The following is a 23,656-nucleotide window of genomic DNA, read 5'->3' on the forward strand; positions in this document are numbered from 1 at the left end:
ATGCAAAGAAATATATAAATAACTATAAATTTACTTTAGGAACAGGAATGGATTTTGGCGAATATAAGGTAGATAGAAATGCAATAGGATATGCAGGAATAATAGAAACATCTAAGCAAAGCGCAAAACAAAAGAACAGAGCCTTTGATCTATATGCAGAGGCAAGATATTCAAAAGATTTAGGCAATAATTTTTATTTAGAACCAAACTTTACCTTAGCTTATAGCCGAGTAAAACAAGGTGGAGCAACAGAAAATGACGGAAAGGTTAATTTGAATGTAAAATCAAAAACATTTAAGCAAACTAAGGCAGAACTAGGTTTAGATTTAAAGAAAGTTTTAGTAAAGGGAAATACAAATCATAATTTTGTATTCGGTCTTTCTTATGAGAGAATATTAAATGGAGCAAAGGCAACAAATGTTAGAGCTAATGTAGTAGGAGGAAGAGAATTTGATGTTCTTGTTCCTGCAAAAGAAAAAGGCAGAACAAGTTTAGGACTTGAATATATGATGGAAAATAAAGTCGGACTACTATTTAACCTAAAAATGGACTATGGCTTTAGTCATGGCAGTGATAAAAAAGATATAAGACTTAGTACAGGGCTAGGCTATAGATTCTAAAAAATTTCTGAAAATGAGAGAGTGCTACATTTCAAAAAATTGAGAGTGTAGCACTTTTTTTATAAATATTAATTTTTAATGTATTAGCTATCTTTTTCAGCACGAGATTTAGAAATATAACGAGGCTCCAATGTATAAATATTAGCCTCTTCTCTATCAAGAGCTAACTCGCATATTATAGAAGCTCTTGGAAAAGAATGATAATCAGGAAGTATAAATGCTCTAGTACCTAGTTTTTCTTTTAAAATATATTCGTAATTTTTAGCTCCATCACCAATAAAAATATAATCTTTATTTTTACTTAAGCCATCTAGTAAGTTTATTAGATAGTCATCTTTATATTTCTCTCTGAACTTATAATAAACTCTTTCTTTTCTGGCATCTATAAGGGGAATGACTTCGGCTTGTAGATTGAAACCATTAGAAATAGCTTCTAGAAGCTCAAGTTCATCTATGGCAATAAGAGGTTTTTTAAGAGCAAGGGCTAAGCCTTTTGCTATACCTAAGGCAATTCTAACTCCTGTAAAAGAACCAGGACCAATAGCCACTGCTATTTTATCAATATTGTTTATGTTAAGTTCTGAAATTTTAAAAAGATTATCTATTATTGGCATAACAATATTGGAATGATTTTTTTTGACATTTAAACTTGTTTCAGCAATAAGCCCTTTTTTGTCGTCATAAATAGCACAGCTACAAATTTTTGTAGATGTGTCAATTCCTAAAATTAACATAGTCTAAAAGTTCTCCTTCCTTAATCTTATTTCCTATATATTCTAAATTAATTATTCTTTTATCTTCTAGCCCATTATCAGAGTACTCAAAAGAAATTTTTATATATTCTTTAGGTAGTTCAGTTTCGATAATATTTGCCCATTCAATTATGGCAACTCCACCATTATTTATATAATCCTCATAACCTATCTCATAAATTTCTTCAGCTTCACAAAGTCTATAGACATCAAAGTGATATAGAGGTAGTCTACCACTTAGATATTCGAGAACATAGTTAAAAGTAGGACTTTTCAAATTTTCTTTAACACCCAGCTCTTTTGAAAAAGTTTTTGTAAAAGTTGTTTTCCCTGTCCCCAGCTCTCCTATTAAGGCAATAACAGAATTTTCTTTAACGAAGTTTGCTAATTTTTTAGCAAGTTCATCTATTTCATAAAATTTTAATTTCTTTTTCATTAATATTTTTCACCTTCATTTAATCTCACATAAACTTAATTATTATTAATTTTATTAATAATATTCGTTGTAGACTTCCCTTCAACAAAATTAAGAATTACTACTTTTCCTCCATAAGCTTCAACAATTTTAGTTTCAGGTAAATCATCCTTTTTATAATCTCCACCCTTAACATGTATTGAGGGTTTTAAATAGGCAATTAAATCTTCTGGTGTGTCCTCTTCAAAAATCACAGTATAGTCAACAGACTTTAAAGCAGATAGCATACACGCTCTATCATTTTGATTATTTATGGGTCTAGTAGGACCTTTTAATCTTCTTGTTGACTCATCAGAATTAACACCTACAATTAAAATATCGCCTTGTCTTTTTGCATTTTCTAAATAAGATATATGTCCTACATGCAAAATATCAAAACAACCATTTGTAAATACGACCTTTTTTCCTTGTTCTTTAGCAAGATTAACAATGTATTTAGCTAAATCTCTACCTATATTCATAAGTTCCTACCCTACCCTCTTTTTTTAGTGTCTTAACAAAGTCTAAAATTATTTCAGCTGTCATTCCCCAGATAGTTTCATTTTTATAGATATAGATATATATCTCTCTATTTGGAAAATGCCAGTCTTCTAAATATCTTTTAGTGAAACTATATTTGTTGGGATCAAATAATGTTTTATTGTATACTCTTATTTCTTCAGTTATAGGTTCATTATTCATGAAAAAATCAAGAGGAACCAACAATAATTTTTCCACTTCTTCTTTATTGTATAATATATCTGATATTTTTTCTACTTTCAAATGGCAGATGTAAGTTTCAAGCAAAACTCCCATTAGAAAGAAAAAAGTTCCATAATAGCTAGGATTAATTATGTTCTCTTTTTTTATTCCAAGTTCTTCAATAGTTTCTCTGATGGCTGTGTCTAAAAAATTCTTATCTTTTTTATCTTTCTTTCCTCCAGGGAAAGAAATTTCCCCAGCTTGTCTTATTCCTTCTGCTCTTTTTTCTAAGACAATATAATCCTTTCCATCTTCCTTACAATTTAATATACAAATCATAACAGCAGATTCCAGAATTTTATTTCGAAAAATTCTTCTGTTTTCCATTTTTAACCTCATTAAAATATTAGGGCTGTTACAAATTCAAAGATTAACTAAGTGCTCAAAGTAAAAACTTAGAAATCCAATGTAACAGCCTCAAATAAAAAATTATTTTGTACCAAAAATTCTATCTCCACAATCTCCAAGACCAGGATAAATATATCCATGCTCATTTAAGCCTTGATCTATTTTAGCTGTGTATATAGGAACATCAGGGTGCTTATTTAAAAGTTTAGCAATACCTTCAGGAGCAGCAACTAAACACATAAATATAATATCTGTGGCTCCTTGTTCTTTTAAATAATCAATGGCATATATAGCAGAACCACCAGTTGCAAGCATAGGGTCAACAAGTATAACTTTTCTTGAAGTGATATCTGTTGGTAATTTACAATAATAATAAACAGGTTCTAAAGTTTCTTCATTTCTGTATACACCTATATGACCAACTTTTGCAGTAGGAACAAGGTCTAAAATACCATCTACCATTCCAAGTCCAGCTCGAAGTATTGGAACTATAGCCAATTTATCATGCAAAGTATAGCCTATAGTTTTCATAAGTGGCGTAGTTACTTCAGTATTTTCAAGTTTTAAATTTTTAGTCGCTTCATAGGTCATAAGCTTAGCAATTTCATTTAAATTTTCTCTAAATGACTTAGTGTCTGTATCAACAGATCTCAGCATAGTCATTTTATGCTCTATTAATGGGTGATTAATTTCTATTACTGCCATAAATAATTTCCTCCTATATATTTATAAATTTTCAAATTATTTTTCATAAAAAAACAGGACTGTTCAATCCTGTTTTTCTGATTTTACTATTTTTTACCCAAATTGAACTTTTTATTGAATTTATCAACTCTACCAGCTGTGTCAACAAATCTTTGTTCACCTGTATAAAATGGGTGAGAAGCAGAGCTTACTGCTATTTTAATTACTGGGTATTCTACTCCTTCATAAGTAGTAGTATCTTTAGAAGTTTTTGTAGATCTAGTTAAGAATTTATTTCCAGCCATATCTTCAAATACAACTACATGAAACTCAGGATGTATATCTTTTTTCATATTTTCACCTTCCTAAAATTTTCTGATATCACGGATAATTTTAACATATTTAACAAAATATTGCAAGATAAAAAATATGAGTAAAATAAATTTTTAAAGCTGTAAAATAAAGTGTAATATAAAAAATTATATGTTAGTAAATTTTGATAATTAACAGTAAATTTTTGACTGAATATTCTTGAAAAAATATTTAATTTAAATTTTAGATTTTTTTCTTCTTTCAAGAATTAAAATTAAAATCATACCAATTATGTTAAGTGCAATAGAGATTAAAAATGCATTGCTGTAATCTCCGTTATTTGCTTCTTTTATAGTTGCAGCAAGACGAGGTCCTACAACAGCTGCGATACCATAGGCAGTGAACATTACTCCATAATTACTACCATTGTATAATGGACCCCAATTTTCAGCAGTAATTCCTGGAAAGGTACCAAGGAAACCTCCGAAACAAAGGGCGATAAACATTATACCTAAAATAGCAATCTTGGGATCTATTTTAAAACGAAGTAGTACAAGCCCTATTGAAGATGTTAAAAACATAAGAATAACTGCTTTATATCTTCCAACTTTATCAGAAACAAAGCCCCAAATAATTCGACCAAAAGTATTGCTAAGAGCTACTAACATAACAACTAAAGTAGCAAGTTTTTCTATATTTAAAAATTCTTTTGCTATAGGAGCAGCATGACCTATAATCATTAAACCAGAAACACATCCAAAAATATAAGCTGTCCATAGTCCCCAAAATACAGCAGTTTTTATCATTTCATTTGACTTTTTATTAACTTTATCATCTTGAGCAATAACTGTAGCTTTTTTTTCTGGAGCACTAAGAATAAGAGAAGAAAGGCAAATAGTTATAAGTAGTCCTATACCTAAATATCTAAATGTTAATAAAACTCCATGAGTTGAAATAAGAGATTTAGCAAGAGGTGCAAATAAGACAGCTCCAGAACCAAATCCAGCAGCTGTTAATCCTCCAGCAAGTCCTTTTTTATCAGGAAACCATTTAACTGTAGTTGAAGTAGTACAACCATACGCCATACCAATACCAAAACCTAATATTAAACCATAAGATAAATAAAGCATGAAAAGACTGTTTGTAAATGATGTCAAAATCATTCCGAAACCAAACATTAATCCTCCACCAAAAGTAACCCATTTAGGTCCCTTTTCATCTTGAATTTTTCCAAAAATAATCATTCCTATAGGTACCATTGCAAAGGAAATACTAAATGCTAAAGAAGCTTGAGCTGTTGTCCAAGAAAATTTTTCAATTAAAGGACCTTGAAAGACGCTCCAAGCATATCCAGCACCTAAACTTAAATTGATAATAATACATGATATTAAAATAAGCCATCTGTTTTTTGCTAACATAAAAAACTCCTCCCAAATTATAAAATTATTTTAAAAAAAACTAAATTATTCTAGTATTGTTTTATAAATAAAAAAATATGGTATTTATAAAGCTTACGAGCCTAATTATACCATAATTTTAATTTTTCATCAATAAACTATTTTTTATAATTTATTTTATTCCATTTAATCTTTTAACTGCTATTTCTCTAGCTTTAACATATTGTTCTTGAGTTATCAATTTTTGAATTTTTATTTGGCTTCTAATTCTTTCTTTTGAAATAGCAGCTTCAATGCTTCCAATTTTATCAAATATTTGATCAATTTCATTTAAATATTTTTCTGGACCTTCTAAAACATATTTATTGATTTGTAATTGTAGTTGTTCTATTTCTAAAGTTTTTAATCTATAGCTACTAGCAACTTCATTCATAAGCTCTTTAGCTTTTTTAATGTTTTCCTCTTTTACTCCAACAGCTTTTAAATCACTGGCATTTATTATTCCAAGACCTAAATCATCAGAAAAAGTTAACGACGAAATAACAAAAAATAAAGTTATTAAAATTTTTTTCATACCTATATTTCCCCCATTATATTTGTGTATCTAAAGTAAATAATTCATCAGGATTTAAGTCTATCATTTTTTTGTTGATTATACTATTATTGTCATACATACTAGTTAATAATGCATCTTCACTATCTTTACTTAACATAATAGTGCTGTTATAAGGGCTGTTATTGTTTGAAATAGATTTAACTAGGCTATTGTATGTAGACATAGTAACTACTCCTACAAAAAATAATCCAACAGAAAACATAGACATTCTTTTATTTCTTCTCTTTTCTTCTTCTAATAAGCTTTTATATATGTTAGCTCTGACTCTTTCTTTTGGTGACATATAACTATTCTCCTCCCATATCCTTGAGTGCTTTATAATAAATAGATTTTACAGTGGATAGATTAATATTTTTCATATCTGCTATTTCTTTTAATTTATATCCATAGATATCTTTTAAAATTATAATTTCCCTTTCTTTTTCAGAAATTAAATTTAATTTTTCCTGCAACAAAATGTTTGTATCCGAATTAAACTCATCTGCTATTAATAAAACTTCTTCATTAATTTCTAATTCATTTTTTTTCTTTTTAAAGAAATCATAGGTTTTATTTATCGCAATTCTGTATATCCAAGTATAGATATTACTTTCCTCTCTAAATTTATTAAGATTTTTATATACGCTCATAAAGACTTCTTGAGAAATATCTTCAGCATCATCACTGTTCTTAACGATACTTAAGACTTTATAATACACCTTATCAAAATATTCCTCAAATAAATTATCAAAATCCATATCATCTCTCCAAGTATGTATTATATTATTTAGACTTTAAAGTTTAAAAAAAAGTTTATCATTTATTAAAAATTAGGGCTTCATAATTAAAATAATTTATTTAAATCTTCTTTAATTAAGTTTTTTAATTCTTCTAATAATTTATTTTCAGCAACTTTTTTTATAATTTTTCCTTTTTTAAAAAGTATTCCTGTACCTCGACCAGCTGCTATACCATAATCAGCTTCTTTTGCTTCACCTGGTCCATTAACGACACAACCCATAACAGCAATGGAAAACTTTTTCTTTTCATTTTCAAACTCTTTTTCAACTTGTTTAGCCAGCTCAATTAAGTTTATCTCTGTTCTTCCACAAGTAGGGCATGAAATTATTTCTACTCCTTCATCAGATAAGTCCAAAACTTTTAAAATTTCTTTAGCAACTTTAATTTCTTCAACTGGATTTTCTGTTAAGGAAACTCTAATAGTGTCACCAATACCATCAACTAGCAATGAGCCGATTCCAATTGCTGACTTTATACTACCTTGAAATTTCGTTCCAGCTTCAGTTACACCCAAGTGTAAAGGATAGTCGGTTAATTTAGCAATTTTCCTATAAGCTTCTATCATCATTTTGACATTGCTTGATTTTAGAGAAATTACAATATCAAAAAAATCAAATTTTTCTAAGAGTTTCACATGGTACATGGCGCTTTCAACTAAAGCAGCTGTACAAGGTTTTCCATATTTTTCTAAGATTTCTTTTTCTATTGAGCCAGAATTAACTCCAATTCTAATTGGAATCTTTCTTTCTTTAGCAGCAAGGACAACTCTTTTTACATTTTCATCGGAACCTATATTTCCTGGATTTATTCTAAGTTTATCTATACCATTTTCAATTGCAAGTAGAGCTAATCTATAATCAAAATGTATATCTGCTACTAAAGGTATGGAAACTTCTTTTTTTATTTCTTTTATAGCTTCTGCTGCTTTAATGCTATTAACAGTAAATCTAACTAAATCACAACCAGCTTCTTCTAATTGTTTAATTTGATTTACAGTCGCTGAGATATCAGCTGTATTAGTATTTGTCATGGATTGAATTATAATTTTATTTTCTCCACCCATCTTTAAATTGTTTATATAAATTGTTTTTGTTTTTCTTTTCATAAGATACCCCTTAGATCTAAGTCATAAAAAAACTACTACACATAATTTTTGTACAGTAGCTTTAAGGTTAAAAATTTATAAATATTTCATTGGATTTTTTGGGACACCATCTTTTCTTATTTCAAAATGAAGATGAGGTCCAGTAACTCTACCAGAGGCACCAGTTTTTCCAATTAAATCTCCTTTATTAACATATTCCCCAACTTTAGTAGAAATAACACTTAAATGAGCATATCTTGTTTCATAACCATCACTATGTTTTATGATGATAATTTTACCATAACCACTCATATTTCCTGTAAAGGAAACGACTCCATCTTTGGCAGCTCTAAGAGGTATATATTTAGCAACGAAGTCAACTCCAGTATGCAAAATATATTTTTTTAAAACTGGATGAAATCTATTTCCAAAAGGGCTTGCTACTCCAGAAAATTTAACTGGGTAAGCAAATCCTGAAGAGCCTGAACCAGAAGGAGAAGAACTGCCAGAAGAAGCTTTTTTTGTACCACTGGTTTTTGTTTTTACTGGAGCTTTATTTAAATTTTGCTCAATTTGCATAAATTTTTTATAATTAACATCTTTTAAAAAAATATTTGCCCCAGCTTTTAATTTTTTAGGGTCTATATCGTTAAAGCTGATAATGTCAGCCGCTTTAACATCATATAATTTAGAAATTTTAGAAATAGTATCATTTTTCTTAATTTTATAATAGAAGCCATCTTGAGAAGGGAAAGTAAAATTATCTCCCACTTTTAGTTTTCCTGTTCTGGCATTTTTATTATTGATTTTTATTGTATCAACAGATATATTGAATTTATTTGCAATCTTCTGTAAGCTATCTCCTGCAGCAACTTTATACTTTATGATTTCAACTTTTTGGATATCTTTTACTATTTTTTCAGTAAAATCATATTCTTTTTTTAATGTTGTAAAACTATCTAAAACTATTTCTAATCCACCATTATCTGATTCGTCTAGTTGAAAATAGTCAGTGAAAGTCGAAGTATTAAGAACTTCAGTATTGCTTATTTTATATAACCTAGCTGATAGTACGGCTATAGTTAAAACAAGAGAACAAATAAAAAATTTTGGTATAATTTTTTTCATAAGTAACCTCATATTTTATAAGTATCTAGTAACTCTTGATTATTTTTACTTGCTTTTATAAGTTTGATTAAAGATAGTGTGGCTGTAGATTTATTTTCCAATCCTGCTAAATATCTTCTTAATTTCCAAATCTTTTCAATATTTGATTTTTCTAAAAGCAACTCTTCTTTTCTAGTGCCAGACTTTTCAATATTAATTGCAGGAAAAATTCGAAGTTCAGCAAGATTTCTATCTAAGTGAATATCACAATTTCCTGTAGACTTAAACTCTTCATAAATAACCTCATCCATTTTACTACCTGTATCAACTAAAATAGTTGCAATAATAGTAAGGCTACCACCATTTTTTATATTTCTGGCTGCACCAAAAAAATTCTTAGGATGATAAAGAGCATGTGGATCTATACCACCTGATAAAAGTTTCCCACTTGACGGGATTACAATATTATAAGCTCTGGCTAATCTAGTTAAAGAATCTAATAAAATTATTATATTTTCTCCATTTTCAACTTTTGTTTTAGCACTTTCAATTATATCTTCAGTAACTTTTATATGATTTTTTGGATCATCATCAAATGTTGAAGAGAATACTTGAGCACCACTCACATTCTCTTTTATATCTGTTACTTCTTCAGGTCTTTCATCTATAAGTAAAATCCAAACTTCACAATTTTTGTTATCTTTTATTAATGAATTTGCAATTGTACTTATAAATGTTGTTTTTCCTGCCTTTGGAGGAGCTATAATAAGTGCTCTCTGCCCCATTCCTATAGGGCAAATCAAGTCTAAAATTCTTCCAGTTATATTATTTTTATCTTTTCCAAGAATTAATTTTTGCGTAGGATAAGTGGGAATAAGCTCTTCAAAAGGAACTCTCATCTCAGCTCTATCAAGGCTAAAGTCGTTTACTTTTAAAATTTTTATAATTGCATAATTTTTTTCATCAGCTACAGGTTTTCTAACTTCCCCTAAAATAATATCATTTTTCCTAAGTTTGAATTTTCTAATTTGAGATGAAGAAATATAGATATCTTTTTCAACACTTGTATTTCTTAAAAAGCCATAACCATCTGCAATTATATCTAAAACACCGTTTGCAAGTAGAGTTTGGTTTTCTTCGAAATATTTATCTATTAAGTCTTTAAGCTCATTTTTCTTTATATTGTTAGGTATGCTAAGTTCTAAATTCTTTGCAATTTCTAATAAATCTTTTAAAAGAAATTTTTCTAAGATATTCATAGTTATAATCCTCTTTTCATTAAGTAAAAATTAAACAATATCTCCATAAAGCGTCCAAGTTTTACATTCATTAATTTTAACATTAACAAACTGCCCCTTTAAAGATAAATCTCCTTTAAAAAGAACGACTTTGTTTGTAGAAGTTCTTCCAGAAAGAACCTCTTTATTTTTTTTGCTTGGTCCTTCAACTAGGACTCTCACAATTTTGTCCTTATAGGTTTTACTTTCATTAAAAGAGCATTCATTTTGAACTTCTATAAGTCTTTGTAATCTTTCTTTCTTAATATCTTCATTAATTTGATCTTCCATAGTAGCAGCTTTAGTTCCCTTTCTGATGGAATACATAAACATAAATGAATTATCAAAACTAATTTTTTTTACGACATCAATTGTATCTAAAAAATCTTCTTCTGTTTCTCCAGGAAAGCCTACAATTATATCAGCAGTAAGGGCAACATCTGGAATTTTATTTTTAATTTTTTGTGCAAGAGCAATATATTTTTCTTTTGTGTAACCTCTATTCATCTTCCTTAGAATTTTAGTTGAACCTGATTGTAAAGGTAGATGTAAACATCTTGCTATTTTTGAGTTTTTTGCAATTACATCAATTACATCATCTGTGAAATCTCTTGGATGAGGAGATACAAATCTAAGTAAAAAATCTCCCTCAATTTTACATATTTCATCAAGCAATTTAGCAAAATTATCTCCATTTTTAAAATCTTTTCCATATGAATTAACATTTTGCCCCAATAGCACAATTTCTTTAGCACCTTTTTTTACATAGTGTTCAACATCTTGTACTATTTCTTTTAAAGGAACAGAACGTTCCCTACCTCTAACATAAGGAACTATACAAAAAGTACAGAAGTTATTACAACCATAAGTTATTGAAATAGAAGCTGTTTGATCTGATTCAAATTCAGCATCCAATCTTGGAGGTAATTCGTCTTCATTATCAGTGTAGACTTCATGACAACCTTCATTATTTTCAATTTTTTCTATTGCTTGAGGAATTCTTCCTATATTTTGATTTCCCATAACTATATCTATAATAGGGAATTTCTTTATAAGTTCTTTACCTTGCTCTTGAGCAAAGCAACCAGTAACACCTATAATGGTGCCTTTTTTTTCTTTTAAATGTTTGAGTTCTCCTAGCTTCCCAAAAATTTGAGTGGCAGCTCCTTCTCTGACTGTACATGTGTTCAAAAAAATTGCGTCAGAATCTTCTATATTATCAGTGACTGTATATCCTAAATTTTGAAAAATTTTTTTAATTTTTGCACTTTCATTTACGTTCATCTGACATCCATAAGTAATAATTGATGCCTTTTTCACATTTTCCTCCACTTCTAAAAAATAAAATAAAAATTTAATAAAATATTATATCATATTTTTATATGAAAAACGAATTTATTTTTCATAAGTTTCTATTTTATTTCAATAAAATTTACTTGTAATTTATAATAGACTTAAATGTTATAAAATAATTTTATTATTTGATTACTTAGTATTAGACTTCTATTATTACAAATAAGTTTTAAAATTTATGATAAATTAAAATAATTAAAAAAAGAAATATATGATATAATTAATAAGTATATTATTTATTTGGAGGAAAAAATGAAAAAAGCTGTTCTTTTAGATGTTAGTGCCATAATGTATAGGGCGTATTTTGCAAATATGAACTTTAGGACGAAAAATGAACCCACTGGAGCTGTCTATGGTTTTATGAATACTTTTATGAGTATTTTAAAGGAATTTGAACCAGATTATATAGCAGCAGCCTTTGATGTAAAAAGATCTTCTCTGAAAAGAACAGAAATTTATGCTGATTATAAGTCACAAAGACAATCTGCTCCCGAGGATTTAATTTTACAAATCCCTAGGATAGAAGAGCTTTTAGATTGTTTTAATATAAAGAGATATAAATTAGAAGGATATGAAGCTGATGATATTTTAGGTTCTTTAGCCAAAAAATTATCTGAAAGGGATATAGAAACATATATAATAACTGGTGATAAAGATTTGTCTCAATTAGTTAGTGAAAACATAAATATAGCTTTATTAGGAAAAGGAAATGAAGGAGAAAAATTTGGAGTTTTAAAAGATGAAAAAGATGTAATTAATTATTTAGGGGTCAGTCCAGATAAAATTCCAGATTTATTTGGACTTATAGGAGATAAGAGTGATGATATCCCAGGGGTTACGAAAATTGGAGAGAAAAAAGCTTTAGCTATACTTTCTAAGTATGATAGTCTTGAGAAAATTTATGAAAATATAGAAGATTTAAAGAATATAGATGGAATAGGTCCCTCTCTTGTAAAAAATATAATTAATGAAAAGGACTTAGCTTTTATGAGCAGAGAACTTGCCAAAATATTTACTGATTTAAATTTGGACTTAAAAGAAGAAGAATTAAACTTTAAAATGGATAGTGAAAAACTTTATAAATTGTTTAAAGAGTTGGATTTTAAGTTATTTATAAAAAAAATGAATTTGGAACCTGAAGAAAATCAAAAAAAATTATTTGAAGATCTTAGTCAAAATGCAATGGATACTAGTTCAGAAAATGAATCTGATATTAAGAAAAGTTTTAAAAAAGAAATGCAGATAAAATTAAAAGATAGAGATTTTATTTTAATTGATGATGAAGAAATATTAAAAAATGAAAAAAAATATTTTGAAAAGTATGAAAATAAAATAGCAAGTATATATTTTGAAGAGACTGGAATTGCTTTAAGTACAGAGGACAGAGATTTTTATTTTCCTTTATTTCATGAAGGTCTTTTAAGTAAGAATATAGATTTTGAAATTTTAGCAGAATTTTTAAAAAATTTAAATATAAATTTTGTTTTTTATAATCTAAAAAATATTTTAAATTTGAATTTTGAGTTCAAAAATATTTATATAGATTTAATGATAGCTTATCATTTAATAAGTTCTCAAACAAAAGTAGATCCACTAATGCCTATTTCTGAGTATTCAAATATAGAAATAAAAGATTTTAAAAGTCTTTTTGGAAAACAAGCGGCAAGAACTTTATCAAGTCAAGAATATGGACTATACCTATCAAAGATTTCCTTAGGTCTGCTTTTTGTCTATGAGGAAATTGAGTATCTAATAGAAAAAAATGATTTAAAAACAGTATTAAATGAAATAGAGATGCCTCTTATACAGGTGCTTTCTTATATGGAAAAAAATGGAATAAAAATCGATGTAGAATATTTTAAAAATTATTCTTTAGAACTTGAACTTGAGCTTTCTAAAATAGAAAAATTAATTTATCAAGAAGCAGGAGAAATATTTAATGTTAATTCTCCTAAGCAACTTGGAGAAATCTTATTTGAAAAGATGAATCTTCCTAGTGGTAAGAAAACTAAGACAGGTTTTTCAACAGATGTAAGTGTTTTAGAAGATCTTGAGTATATGGGTTTTGATATAGCCAAATTAATACTTGAATATAGAAAATTAAATAAATTAAAAAATACCTATGTTGATACATTGCCTTCCATGGTTGATGGGAACTCTAGAATACATACTACTTTTAATCAGATTGGTACAGTAACTGGGCGACTTTCTTCATCTGAACCAAATTTACAAAATATTCCCGTAAAAACAGAAGATGGTATAAAAATACGTGAAGGTTTTGTTTCAAGTGAAGGAAATAGACTTATGAGTATAGATTATTCACAGGTTGAACTTAGGGTTTTGACTTCCCTATCGAAAGATGAAAATTTAGTTAAAGCCTACAGCGAAAAGAAGGATTTACATAACTTAACAGCTAAAAAGATTTTTTCTCTATCAGAAGATGATATTGTTAGTAGAGAGCAAAGAATAATAGCTAAAATTATTAACTTTAGTATAATTTATGGGAAAACAGCATTTGGACTTTCAAGAGAATTAAAAATACCTGTGAAAGATGCATCTGAATATATAAATAAATACTTTGAACAATATCCAAGAATACCTTCTTTTGAAAAAGAGATAATTGAATTTGCGGAAGAAAATGGTTTTGTAAAGACTTTATTTGGAAGGAAAAGATTTATAAATGGAATAAGTTCTAAAAATAAAAATATAAAATCTCAGGCTGAAAGAATGGCAATTAATACTGTTATACAAGGTACTGCGGCTGAAATTTTAAAAAAGGTAATGATAAAAATATATGAATTGTTAAAAGATAAAGAAGATATTAAGCTTCTTCTACAGGTTCATGATGAGCTTATTTTTGAAGTTAAGGAAGAAGCTATAAAAAAATACTCTGAAGCTTTATCAGAAATAATGAGAAAAACGGTTGTACTAGAAGATGTTGATTTAGAAATAAATATAAATTGTGGAAAGAATTGGGCAGAAACTAAATAAAAAAGGAGAAATAGTGTCATATAGTTCAAATGTGAAATTGGAAATTACGAAAAAATTGCCACTTACTAAGTTAGAAAGTTTAGCTGAAATATTTGGAATGCTTGAAAGTAAGAATGCTATTTTTGAGAATATGATAGAGATAAAAATGGAAAATTCTACTTTTGCAAAAAGGCTTTATTCTCTTATAAAAAATGTTTGTTCTTTAAAGATTGGAATAAAATACTCTATTTCAAAAAAATTTGTGGAGCATAATGTTTATACAATTACAGTATATCCCCAGAGGGGAATAAAAGAATTTATAGATAGTTTAAAGTTTTCGTATTTGGATATATTACAAAATGAAGAAATTTTTAAGGGTTATATAAGAGGTATTTTTATAAGTTGTGGTTACATAAAAAATCCTAAAAAAGAGTATTCTTTAGATTTGTTTTTAGATAATCAAATTTTAGCAGACAAAGTCTATAACTTACTTTATGCAAAAAAGAAAAAGGTTTTTAAAACCAAGAAAAAAAATAAAATTTTAGTTTATTTTAGAAATTCAGAAGACATAATGGATATCTTGGTTCTTATGGATGGGATTCAACACTTTTTTGATTATGAAGAAACTACCATTATTAAAAATTTAAAAAATAAAACAATAAGAGAAATGAATTGGGAAGTTGCTAATGAAACAAAAACTTTAAATACTGGAAATAGTCAAATAAAAATGATAAAATACATAGGAGAAAAAATAGGGCTTAACAATTTAACTCCTGTTTTAGAGGAAGCTGCATTTTTAAGATTAAATAATCCAGAAAGTTCTTTACAAGAACTAGCAGATATGATAAAAATATCTAAATCGGGAATCAGGAATAGATTTAGAAGAATAGAAGAAATTTATAATTCTTTATTAGAAGAAATAAAATAACTAATAGTTAGGAGAAGCATAAATGATAGTTATAGATGATATATTAACATCTAAGGTTGAATTTGAGGATACCTATGTAGCTATAGGAAACTTTGATGGAGTACATTGTGGACATAAAAAATTGATAAGAGAAACTGTAAAAAAAGCAAAGAAAGATAATAAAAAATCTGTAGTTTTTACTTTTGCGAATCATCCTATGGAAATTTTGCATAGAGATAAGAAATTTAGCCATATCAATACTAATGAAGAAAAACTTTATTTATTAGAAGCTTTGGGAGTTGATTGTGTAGTCTTACAAAGTTTAGAAAATGGATTTTTGGAATATAGCCCACTTGAATTTGTTGAGATATTAAAGAATAAATTGAAAGTCAAAGAAATATTTGTGGGATTTAATTTTAGCTTTGGAAAAGGTGGAGTAGGAAAAGTAGGAGATTTAAAAAAACTAGCTAATTCTCATGGGATAGAAGTTATTGAGGTTGAACCTGTGATGGTGGATAATCAGATAGTTAGTTCTTCTTTAATTAGAAAAAAAATTGTGGAATCAGATTTTAAAGGAGCTGTAAAATTTTTAGGTCATCCAATGCTAGTTATTGGTGAGGTTGTGCACGGAAGGAAAATAGCTAGAGAGCTTGGTTTTCCAACAGCTAATATAAATATGAGTAATAGACTTTTTCCACCTTTTGGAATCTATGGAGCTTATTTACAAATAGGAGACAAAAACTCAGAACTTATGTATGGAGCTGTAAACATAGGTTGCAATCCAACACTTAAAGCTGGAGAGATAAGCTTGGAAGTACATATATTAGATTTTGATGAAGATATCTATGGGAAAAAAATATACATTCAAATTGTTGAGTTTATGAGAGAAGAAAGAAAATTTAATTCAGTTGAAGAATTAAAAGAAACAATAGCAAATGATGTTAATAAATGGAGAAAGCATAAAAGAGAGATGAAATATGGAAGTTCTATTGAAATTAGATAATTTTGAAGGACCACTTGATCTACTTTTAAATTTAATTGATAAGAAAAAAATGAAAATATCTGAAATAAGTATATCTCAACTTATAGATGAGTATTTAGAGGTTTTACGTCTTTCAGAAAGAGAAGATATCGAGATAAAAGCAGAATTTATAATAACAGCTTCAGAACTTTTGGAGATAAAAACTTTAAATTTATTGAATTTAGATAAAGATAAGGAAAAAGAAAAAGAATTAAAGAGAAAGTTAGAAGAGTATAAACTATTTAAGGAGATATCGCCTAAAATTTCGGCACTTGAAAACGAATTTAATATATCATATTCAAGAGGAGAGGCTAGGAGAGAAATAAAAAAAATTTCTAGGGAATATGACTTATCTTTTTTAACAACAGAGGATATATATAGAGCTTATGTTAAACATTATGAAGAGACTCAATTCAGTGATGTTTTAGAGTTGAATTTAAATAAACAGTATGATATAAAAGATGTTATGGATGATATATTAATAAAAGTTTATTTTGAAAATAGAGTTATGGACTCTTTGTTTAAAAGTGCAGAAAATAGATTGCATTTAATTTATATATTTCTAGCAATACTTGAGTTGTATAAGGATGGTAAAATATCTATTTTTAATGGAGAGATAAGAAAATGTTAAAAAAGTCTATAAATACAATGATAATTACAATGATAAGTAGGATACTGGGTCTTTTAAGGGGGACTCTAGTAGCCTATTTTTTTGGTTCATCAGGCTTAACAGATGCTTATTATAGTGCTTTTAAAATAAGCAATTTTTTTAGACAACTTTTAGGAGAAGGAGCTTTAGGAAATACTTTCATTCCACTTTATCATAGAAAAAAAAATGAAGAGGGCGAAGAAAAATCAACAGAATATATTTTTACTGTCCTTAATATGACTTTTTTATTTAGTTTAGTTGTGAGCATTATAATGATAATATTTTCTGAACAGATAATAGGGCTTATAGTAGTAGGATTTAATGAGGATATGAAACTACTTACATCCAAACTTTTAAAATTAATGTCGTTTTATTTTTTATTTATTTCTCTTTCAGGAATGATAGGTTCCATATTAAATAATTTTGGATATTTTGTAATACCTGCTTCAACTGCAATTTTTTTTAATTTATCAATAATATTGTCAGCTATGTATTTGACGAAATTTTTTGATGTGGATGCACTTGCATATGGTGTTTTAATTGGAGGTTTTTTACAGTTCATAATAGTCTTTATTCCCTTTATATTTATTATGAAAAAATATATTTTTAAGATAAATTTTAAAGATGTTTATTTAAAAAAATTGGGACTAAAACTTATGCCGATGCTGGTTGGAGTATTTGCTAGACAAGTAAATTCGGTTGTAGATCAGTTCTTTGCTTCATTTTTGTTATTAGGAACAATAACAGCACTTGAAAATGCCAGTCGTATTTATCTATTACCTGTAGGAGTTTTTGGTGTAACAATATCAAATGTGGTTTTTCCAGGTTTATCTAAGGCAGTGACTAAAAAAAGAAAAACTGAAGTAGCACAAATTTTAGCAAGGTCTTTAAATTTTTTAAATTTTTTAATAATACCAAGTTTATTTGTATTAACTTTTTATTCTGAAGAAATAATAAGACTGATATTTTCTTATGGAAAATTTAATGAAGAGGCAGTTAGAATTACTGCTGAAGCATTGTTTTTTTATGCCTTAGGACTAATTTTTTATGTAGGAGTACAACTGATAAGTAAAGCTTACTATGCTTTTGGTGATAATAAAAGACCAGCAAAATACTCAATAGTTGCAATATTGATAAATATTTTCTTAAACTTTCTTTTAATAAGGAGTTTAGAGCATAGAGGCTTGGCTTTAGCAACCGCAATATCATCAGGAGTTAATTTTATATTATTATTTTTTGTATATAACAAAATTTATGTCAGCTTAGATATAAAAAATATCCTATATATGCTTTTTCGTATTATAGTTAAAAGTGGAGTGGCTATTTATGTTTCATCGTACTTTTCAAATTTTATATTGAAGTTATTTATATTTTCTATTTTTTATTTAATTCAATGGACATATTCGATGTATAAATTTAAGGATAAGATGTTCTATAAAAAATAATTGTTTTATTTAGTAAAATAATGGTATAATTTTAAAAAATTGTTTAAATTAGGAGGGATTTTTAATGGGAGTATTTTCTTCTTTATTTGGTAAGGAAAAGGAAAAAGGATATCAAAAAAAAGTAGAAGAATTAGAAAAGAAATTAGAAGTAAAAGAAAATGAGATTTCTAATTTAATATCAGAGCTTGAAAAGGCAAATAGTAAAGTTTCGACTAAACAATTTTCTATAATTGAAAGAAATATAAAAGAAAATCAAGAAAAGGCTGTCCGGTATTTTAAAATATTATCTTCATTTGGTTTAAATCCAGAGAAAAAATATTATCGATATAAGTTAGAGACTTCAAAGTTCTATATAGGAGCTAAATACTCAGAGGTTTTAGATATTTTATTGAAAAATGAAATAATATATATTGATGATTTGACAGAGGTAAAATTTTATTCTTTATTGAATGAAGTAAAGAATGTTGAAGAAGCAAAAAAGAAATTTTTAGCCTATAAGTCTGGAAAATTTGATTGGGAAACAGCAGCCCTTATAAATAGAGGGGATAAGATATCTAAAGTATATTCCTCTAGGAAACTTTTAAATATATTTTCTGAATTAGGATTAGAGTTTATGGATGATATAGATAATTTTGATTTTAGTTCTTTAAAGATATATAATTTCACTTATCCTCAGATAGAAGAGCATAAGGCCAAAAGAGATGAATATTACAAAGAAAGACGAATTTTAACAATTGACTCTAAATTAGAAGAATGAAATAGGTGAAAGATATGAAGAACATATTGATAGGTGTAACAGGAGGAATAGCAGCATATAAATCAGCTAATATAATATCACTATTAAAAAAAAGAGGATATAATGTGAAGGTCATCATGACAAAAAATGCTACTAATATCATTTCTGCACTGACACTTGAAACTTTGTCAAGGAATAGAGTGTATATAGACATGTGGGATGATAAACCACACTATGAAGTTGAACATATTTCTTTATCAGACTGGGCAGATTTAGTATTAATAGTTCCCACAACTTATAATATAGTTGGCAAGATAGCAAATGGAATAGCAGACGATATGTTAACAACTGTAATATCAGCAACACAAAAGCCAATATTTTTTGCATTGGCTATGAATGTAAAAATGTATGAAAATCCTATTTTGCATGAAAATATAGAGAAATTAAAAAAATATGGATATAGATTTATAGATGTGGATGAAGGACTTTTAGCTTGTAATTACATAGCTAAAGGGAGATTGAAGGAAGAAGAAGAGATAGTAGATGAAATAGAAAGATATCTCTTATATTCTAATATATTAATAGATTCCAATTTATTAAAGGGAAGAAAAATATTAATAAGCAGTGGTAGAACAAGAGAAGAGATAGATCCTATAAGATATTTAACTAATAACTCAAGTGGAAAAATGGGATATTCCTTAGCTCAGGCAGCTATAGATTTAGGAGCAGAAGTTACACTTGTAAGTGGACCTACAGATTTAAAGGTCCCAAGTGGCTTAGTAAAATACTCAAAAGTCAATTCAGCTCAAGAGATGTTTAATGAAATAAAAAAAGAATTTGAAAAAACAAATATTTTCATATCTTGTGCAGCAGTTGCAGACTATAGGCCTAAAGAATATAAAAAAGAAAAAATAAAGAAAGCAGAAGGAAATTTATTAATAGAATTTGTAAGAAATCCAGATATTTTATTAGAAATGGGAAAAATAAAAGTCAATCAATATTTGGTAGGCTTTGCAGCAGAAACTAACGATATAAGAGAAAATGCGATAAAAAAATTAAAAAAGAAAAATTTGGATTTGATAATTGCAAATGATGCATCAACAATGACTCGAGATGAAAACAGTATAGAAATTATAAAAAGAGATGAGAGTTCCTTTGAAATAAATAATAAATCTAAAATAGAATTAGCATATGAAATTTTAAAATTCGTAAATAGTGAGATAGATAAAAATGAAAAATAAAACTAATTTAGTATTTAAAGTATTTGTTGTGTTTTCAAAAATAGGTGCCTTTACAATAGGTGGAGGCTATGCCATGCTCTCACTTATTGAAGATGAAATTGTTAATAAAAAGAAATGGTTGACACAAGATGAGTTTTTAGAAGGTATGGTTATAGCTCAGTCTGTTCCTGGAGTATTGGCAGTGAATATTTCAATTATAACAGGCTATAAAATAGCAGGTTTTAGTGGAATGTTAGCAGGAGTTTTAGGCTCTATATTGCCTTCTTTTTTAATAGTTTTACTATTGAGTAAATTTCTTATGATATATAGAAATACAGAAATATTTATAGCTTTTTTTAAAGGGCTAAAACCAGCTGTAGTGGCACTAATATTGACAGCTGTTTTAAGGATAGCAAGGTCTTCAAAGGTAAATTTAAAGAACTTTTTAATATCTTTAACTGTAGCGATGATAATAAAATATACTAATATATCCCCTATATATATAATAATTACAACTATGATTTTAGGGAATCTTTATTATTTGTATTTAGATAAAAGGAAAATGAAAGAAGAAGTTGATAGATGATGTTGTATATAGAGTTATTTTATGTTTTTTTTAAAATAGGTCTATTTAGTTTTGGAGGAGGCTACGCAGTATTAGCTTTGATACAAAAAGATGTAATAGAGAGATATGCTTGGTTATCTTTTTCTGAATTTACAGAAATAGTTGCCCTTTCGCAAATTACACCAGGACCAATTTCAATAAACTTAGCTACACATGTAGGTTATAAAGTTGGAGGAACTTTAGGATCGACATTAGCTACAATAGGAGTAGTTGTTCCCTCCTTTCTAATAATTATAGCTATAATAATATTTTTAAAAAAGTTTAGTGATTTACTTATAGTTAGAAGGACTCTAGAAGCTTTAAAAATAGTTGTTGTAGGATTAATATTAGGAGCAGCATTTTCACTTTTTGTAAGTGAAAATTTTGTAGATATAAAATCTTATTTAATTCTTGTTGGAGTTTTTATAGCAGCTTGGTATTACAATGTCAGTAGTTTAATCTTAATTATTTTATCTGGTTTCACAGGAGTTATTTTATATTATTTAATTTGAAGATTAAGAGGAAAAAATGCAAAAAACAAATATTTTTACAGAATATAGAATAAAGAATATAAGAGTAAAAAATAGAATAGTGTTACCACCTATGGTAAGATTTTCTTTAATAGATAAAAGTGGTTATGTGAATGATGATTTAGTTAAATGGTATGGTGATATAGCCAAAAGTGGAGTTGGACTTATAATAGTTGAAGCTTCAGCTGTAGAAGAAAGTGGTAAACTAAGAGAAAATCAAATAGGAATCTGGGATGATAGCTTTATTGAAGGGCTCAGTAAGATTGCTCAAGAAATTCATAAATATGATGTGCCTTGTTTAATACAACTTCATCATGTTGGCTTTATAAATAATCTAAATGAGATAACTACTGAGAAATTAGATAGGATACTAAAACTTTTTGAAGCAGCTTTTTATAGAGCAAAAATTTCTGGATTTGATGGAGTTGAAATTCATGGAGCTCATGGTTATCTAATATCTCAGTTAAACTCAAGGTTTCTTAATAAAAGAACAGATAAATACGGAGAAAAACTATACTTTTCACGAAAATTAATCGAAAATACTAGACATCTATTTAATGAAAATTTTATTCTAGCATATAGAATGGGAGGAAATGAACCAGAACTTGAGGATGGTATAGAAAATGCTAAAAAATTAGAAGAATTTGGAGTTGACTTGCTTGATGTGTCAAGTGGAATAGCAGATGAGAAATATAAAAGAGCTGTGAAGATAGATTGCTATCCCAAAGATTTCCCTTTAAGTTGGATAATCTATATGGGAACAAAGATAAAAGAATTTGTCAAAATTCCAGTTATTGGAGTATATGGTATAAAAAAAGAAAAACAGGCAAGCTGGCTGGTTGAAAACAACTTACTTGACTTTGTAGCAGTTGGAAGAGCAATGATAGCTAGAGGAACTTGGATGGAGCAAGCAAAAAAAGATTTCAAAAAAAGTTTAATGAAAAATAAATTAGAAATATAAAAGGGGGTATAACTATGGTAAAAGATATTAATTATGTAGTTATTGCAAGACAATTGGAGAATGGAAGATTTCTTTTGAGTTTTCCAGATTTTGAAGGAGTTACTACTACTGCTGAAACAGAAGAAAGCATTTCATCTGTTGCTGCAGGGACAATAAAAACAAAGATTTCGGAATTAAAAAAGTCAGGACTAGAGCTTCCAGAACCTTTAAAGATGACAGATATAAGCGGTAAATTAAAAGAAGGAGAGTTTACAACTTTTGTATCTATTTCCAATTTTAACTTAGATTTAAAGTCTTTATCTAATATAGCAAACAAAGAAGAGTTAAAGGATGGAGTAAAAGAGGTTGGAAATAAAATAGATAAAATAATAAAAGAAGATGTAAAAAATGCTATTCCTTCTGGAAAAGAAAATTTATTGTTGATTTTGGCTGGAGCTATATCACTAATAAATACTTTATTTTTTGGAGTAATTTCGATAAGACTTCCATTTTTTGGAAAAGCATCTATAGGATTTTTCAAAGGAATATCTGAATTTTCAAGTTTTGCAAAAGAATTAAAAACAGCTTCTATGGCTTTAATGTTTTCAGGAATTCTACTTTTAATAATGGCTGCTGGAATGATATACTCAGGAATAGCTAAGAAAAAGGACTATGTGAGATATATAATTTTTTCTAAAATAGTTTTTTTACTTATATTTTATGTATATATATTTATTAAAATACCAAGTGAGGCTAAGGCATATGTATCTATTTCGTTCTTTAAGATATTTCTATATATTATATCTATAGTATTAGCATATGTTGCATCAGTTTTAATGAACAAAGAAGAACAATAAAAGTTTTTAACAAAAGATGAGAACCAAATAAAAAGGAGACTAGATGGGTAGGAATCAAAAAAAATTTATTACTTTTTCTGTAATTGCAACAATTATCTCGTTGGTAATCACTTTTTCTTATCATAGGTATAAAGAAAAAGAATTAGAGAAAAGAGCTGAATTATTTACAGAATCATTATTTGGAAAAGAAATAAAAAAAGAAAAAAATATGTTTGTAAAACTAAAAGAAAG

The 23,656-nt window shown here is 27.6% G+C and carries 27 protein-coding genes; 13 read left to right on the forward strand and 14 right to left on the reverse strand.

From position 1 onward, the window contains the following. Positions 1 to 620: autotransporter domain-containing protein (locus Q4A58_RS05420; RefSeq protein ID WP_303117236.1), on the forward strand; the 620-nt coding region annotated here is incomplete at its 5' end. Between the two features lie 83 nt (positions 621 to 703). Here the strand turns inward: Q4A58_RS05420 and tsaB are convergent. From tsaB to miaB, 14 genes are all read right to left on the reverse strand, one after another. Further along, the gene (gene tsaB, locus Q4A58_RS05425; protein WP_303117239.1) at positions 704 to 1,354 is read right to left on the reverse strand and encodes a tRNA (adenosine(37)-N6)-threonylcarbamoyltransferase complex dimerization subunit type 1 TsaB; all 651 of its coding nucleotides are present in this window, start codon (positions 1,352 to 1,354) and stop codon (positions 704 to 706) included. Then, a complete protein-coding gene (gene tsaE, locus Q4A58_RS05430) occupies positions 1,335 to 1,808 on the reverse strand; it encodes a tRNA (adenosine(37)-N6)-threonylcarbamoyltransferase complex ATPase subunit type 1 TsaE (protein ID WP_303117242.1) in 474 nt (157 codons plus the stop codon). The genes tsaB and tsaE overlap by 20 nt, the downstream gene beginning before the upstream one ends. Before the next feature lie 35 nt (positions 1,809 to 1,843). Further along, positions 1,844 to 2,308 carry a D-glycero-beta-D-manno-heptose 1-phosphate adenylyltransferase gene (gene rfaE2 / locus Q4A58_RS05435; protein WP_303117245.1) on the reverse strand — a complete coding sequence of 155 codons (465 nt, stop codon included), beginning with the start codon at positions 2,306 to 2,308 and terminating at the stop codon, positions 1,844 to 1,846. Continuing rightward, positions 2,295 to 2,915, reverse strand: coding sequence for a CoA pyrophosphatase (locus Q4A58_RS05440; RefSeq protein ID WP_303117247.1), 621 nt, complete (start codon positions 2,913 to 2,915; stop codon positions 2,295 to 2,297). Before Q4A58_RS05440 ends, rfaE2 begins: the two co-directional genes overlap by 14 nt. 102 nt (positions 2,916 to 3,017) lie before the next feature. Next, a complete protein-coding gene (gene upp / locus Q4A58_RS05445; RefSeq protein ID WP_303117249.1) occupies positions 3,018 to 3,641 on the reverse strand; it encodes a uracil phosphoribosyltransferase in 624 nt (207 codons plus the stop codon). Positions 3,642 to 3,727: 86 nt separating this feature from the next. After that, the gene (locus Q4A58_RS05450; RefSeq protein WP_303117251.1) at positions 3,728 to 3,973 is read right to left on the reverse strand and encodes a type B 50S ribosomal protein L31; all 246 of its coding nucleotides are present in this window, start codon (positions 3,971 to 3,973) and stop codon (positions 3,728 to 3,730) included. A 195-nt stretch (positions 3,974 to 4,168) separates the two neighbouring features. After that, positions 4,169 to 5,350: an OFA family MFS transporter gene (locus Q4A58_RS05455; protein WP_303117252.1), complete on the reverse strand. Its 1,182-nt coding sequence runs from the start codon at positions 5,348 to 5,350 to the stop codon at positions 4,169 to 4,171. Positions 5,351 to 5,501: 151 nt separating this feature from the next. Next, positions 5,502 to 5,903, reverse strand: coding sequence for a hypothetical protein (locus tag Q4A58_RS05460; protein WP_303117254.1), 402 nt, complete (start codon positions 5,901 to 5,903; stop codon positions 5,502 to 5,504). 16 nt (positions 5,904 to 5,919) lie between these two features. After that, the gene (locus tag Q4A58_RS05465; protein WP_303117258.1) at positions 5,920 to 6,228 is read right to left on the reverse strand and encodes a hypothetical protein; all 309 of its coding nucleotides are present in this window, start codon (positions 6,226 to 6,228) and stop codon (positions 5,920 to 5,922) included. 4 nt (positions 6,229 to 6,232) lie between these two features. After that, positions 6,233 to 6,682 (reverse strand): RNA polymerase sigma factor, encoded by a 450-nt coding sequence (locus Q4A58_RS05470; protein ID WP_303117261.1) that lies wholly within the window; start codon positions 6,680 to 6,682, stop codon positions 6,233 to 6,235. Between the two features lie 86 nt (positions 6,683 to 6,768). Beyond that, positions 6,769 to 7,830 (reverse strand): flavodoxin-dependent (E)-4-hydroxy-3-methylbut-2-enyl-diphosphate synthase, encoded by a 1,062-nt coding sequence (gene ispG, locus Q4A58_RS05475; protein ID WP_303117262.1) that lies wholly within the window; start codon positions 7,828 to 7,830, stop codon positions 6,769 to 6,771. Positions 7,831 to 7,905: 75 nt separating this feature from the next. After that, entirely contained in the window at positions 7,906 to 8,937 is a 1,032-nt protein-coding gene (locus tag Q4A58_RS05480) for a peptidoglycan DD-metalloendopeptidase family protein (RefSeq protein ID WP_303117264.1), read from the reverse strand. Between the two features lie 8 nt (positions 8,938 to 8,945). Beyond that, positions 8,946 to 10,175, reverse strand: a complete 1,230-nt coding sequence (gene rho / locus Q4A58_RS05485; RefSeq protein WP_303117267.1) for a transcription termination factor Rho — start codon at positions 10,173 to 10,175, stop codon at positions 8,946 to 8,948. 30 nt (positions 10,176 to 10,205) lie between these two features. Continuing rightward, positions 10,206 to 11,513 carry a tRNA (N6-isopentenyl adenosine(37)-C2)-methylthiotransferase MiaB gene (miaB, locus tag Q4A58_RS05490; protein WP_303117268.1) on the reverse strand — a complete coding sequence of 436 codons (1,308 nt, stop codon included), beginning with the start codon at positions 11,511 to 11,513 and terminating at the stop codon, positions 10,206 to 10,208. A gap of 285 nt (positions 11,514 to 11,798) precedes the next feature. Between miaB and polA the strand changes: the two genes are divergently transcribed. From polA to Q4A58_RS05550, 12 genes are all read left to right on the forward strand, one after another. Further along, positions 11,799 to 14,537, forward strand: a complete 2,739-nt coding sequence (gene polA / locus Q4A58_RS05495; RefSeq protein WP_303117270.1) for a DNA polymerase I — start codon at positions 11,799 to 11,801, stop codon at positions 14,535 to 14,537. 13 nt (positions 14,538 to 14,550) lie between these two features. Continuing rightward, entirely contained in the window at positions 14,551 to 15,444 is an 894-nt protein-coding gene (whiA, locus tag Q4A58_RS05500; protein WP_303117271.1) for a DNA-binding protein WhiA, read from the forward strand. Positions 15,445 to 15,466: 22 nt separating this feature from the next. Next, the gene (locus Q4A58_RS05505) at positions 15,467 to 16,426 is read left to right on the forward strand and encodes a bifunctional riboflavin kinase/FAD synthetase (RefSeq protein WP_303117273.1); all 960 of its coding nucleotides are present in this window, start codon (positions 15,467 to 15,469) and stop codon (positions 16,424 to 16,426) included. Then, entirely contained in the window at positions 16,401 to 17,075 is a 675-nt protein-coding gene (locus Q4A58_RS05510) for a ScpA family protein (protein ID WP_303117275.1), read from the forward strand. The genes Q4A58_RS05505 and Q4A58_RS05510 overlap by 26 nt, the downstream gene beginning before the upstream one ends. Continuing rightward, complete coding sequence (murJ, locus tag Q4A58_RS05515) at positions 17,069 to 18,538, forward strand: murein biosynthesis integral membrane protein MurJ (RefSeq protein WP_303117278.1); 1,470 nt, start codon at positions 17,069 to 17,071, stop codon at positions 18,536 to 18,538. Before Q4A58_RS05510 ends, murJ begins: the two co-directional genes overlap by 7 nt. Before the next feature lie 64 nt (positions 18,539 to 18,602). Next, positions 18,603 to 19,295, forward strand: coding sequence for a hypothetical protein (locus tag Q4A58_RS05520; protein WP_303117281.1), 693 nt, complete (start codon positions 18,603 to 18,605; stop codon positions 19,293 to 19,295). Between the two features lie 14 nt (positions 19,296 to 19,309). After that, a complete protein-coding gene (gene coaBC, locus Q4A58_RS05525) occupies positions 19,310 to 20,515 on the forward strand; it encodes a bifunctional phosphopantothenoylcysteine decarboxylase/phosphopantothenate--cysteine ligase CoaBC (protein ID WP_303117283.1) in 1,206 nt (401 codons plus the stop codon). After that, positions 20,505 to 21,080: a chromate transporter gene (locus tag Q4A58_RS05530; protein WP_303117285.1), complete on the forward strand. Its 576-nt coding sequence runs from the start codon at positions 20,505 to 20,507 to the stop codon at positions 21,078 to 21,080. The genes coaBC and Q4A58_RS05530 overlap by 11 nt, the downstream gene beginning before the upstream one ends. Beyond that, positions 21,080 to 21,610 carry a chromate transporter gene (locus tag Q4A58_RS05535; RefSeq protein WP_303117292.1) on the forward strand — a complete coding sequence of 177 codons (531 nt, stop codon included), beginning with the start codon at positions 21,080 to 21,082 and terminating at the stop codon, positions 21,608 to 21,610. Before Q4A58_RS05530 ends, Q4A58_RS05535 begins: the two co-directional genes overlap by 1 nt. 16 nt (positions 21,611 to 21,626) lie before the next feature. Beyond that, on the forward strand, positions 21,627 to 22,589 hold the full coding sequence (locus tag Q4A58_RS05540; RefSeq protein ID WP_303117287.1) for an NADH:flavin oxidoreductase: 963 nt from the start codon (positions 21,627 to 21,629) through the stop codon (positions 22,587 to 22,589). A gap of 14 nt (positions 22,590 to 22,603) precedes the next feature. Next, the gene (locus Q4A58_RS05545) at positions 22,604 to 23,425 is read left to right on the forward strand and encodes a type II toxin-antitoxin system HicB family antitoxin (protein ID WP_303117288.1); all 822 of its coding nucleotides are present in this window, start codon (positions 22,604 to 22,606) and stop codon (positions 23,423 to 23,425) included. A 43-nt stretch (positions 23,426 to 23,468) separates the two neighbouring features. Then, positions 23,469 to 23,656, forward strand: a 188-nt coding sequence (locus Q4A58_RS05550; RefSeq protein WP_303117290.1) for a hypothetical protein, incomplete at its 3' end; no start/stop codon positions are given.

The sequence above is a fragment of the Fusobacterium sp. genome (genome assembly GCF_030528405.1).
GTDB lineage: Bacteria > Fusobacteriota > Fusobacteriia > Fusobacteriales > Fusobacteriaceae > Fusobacterium.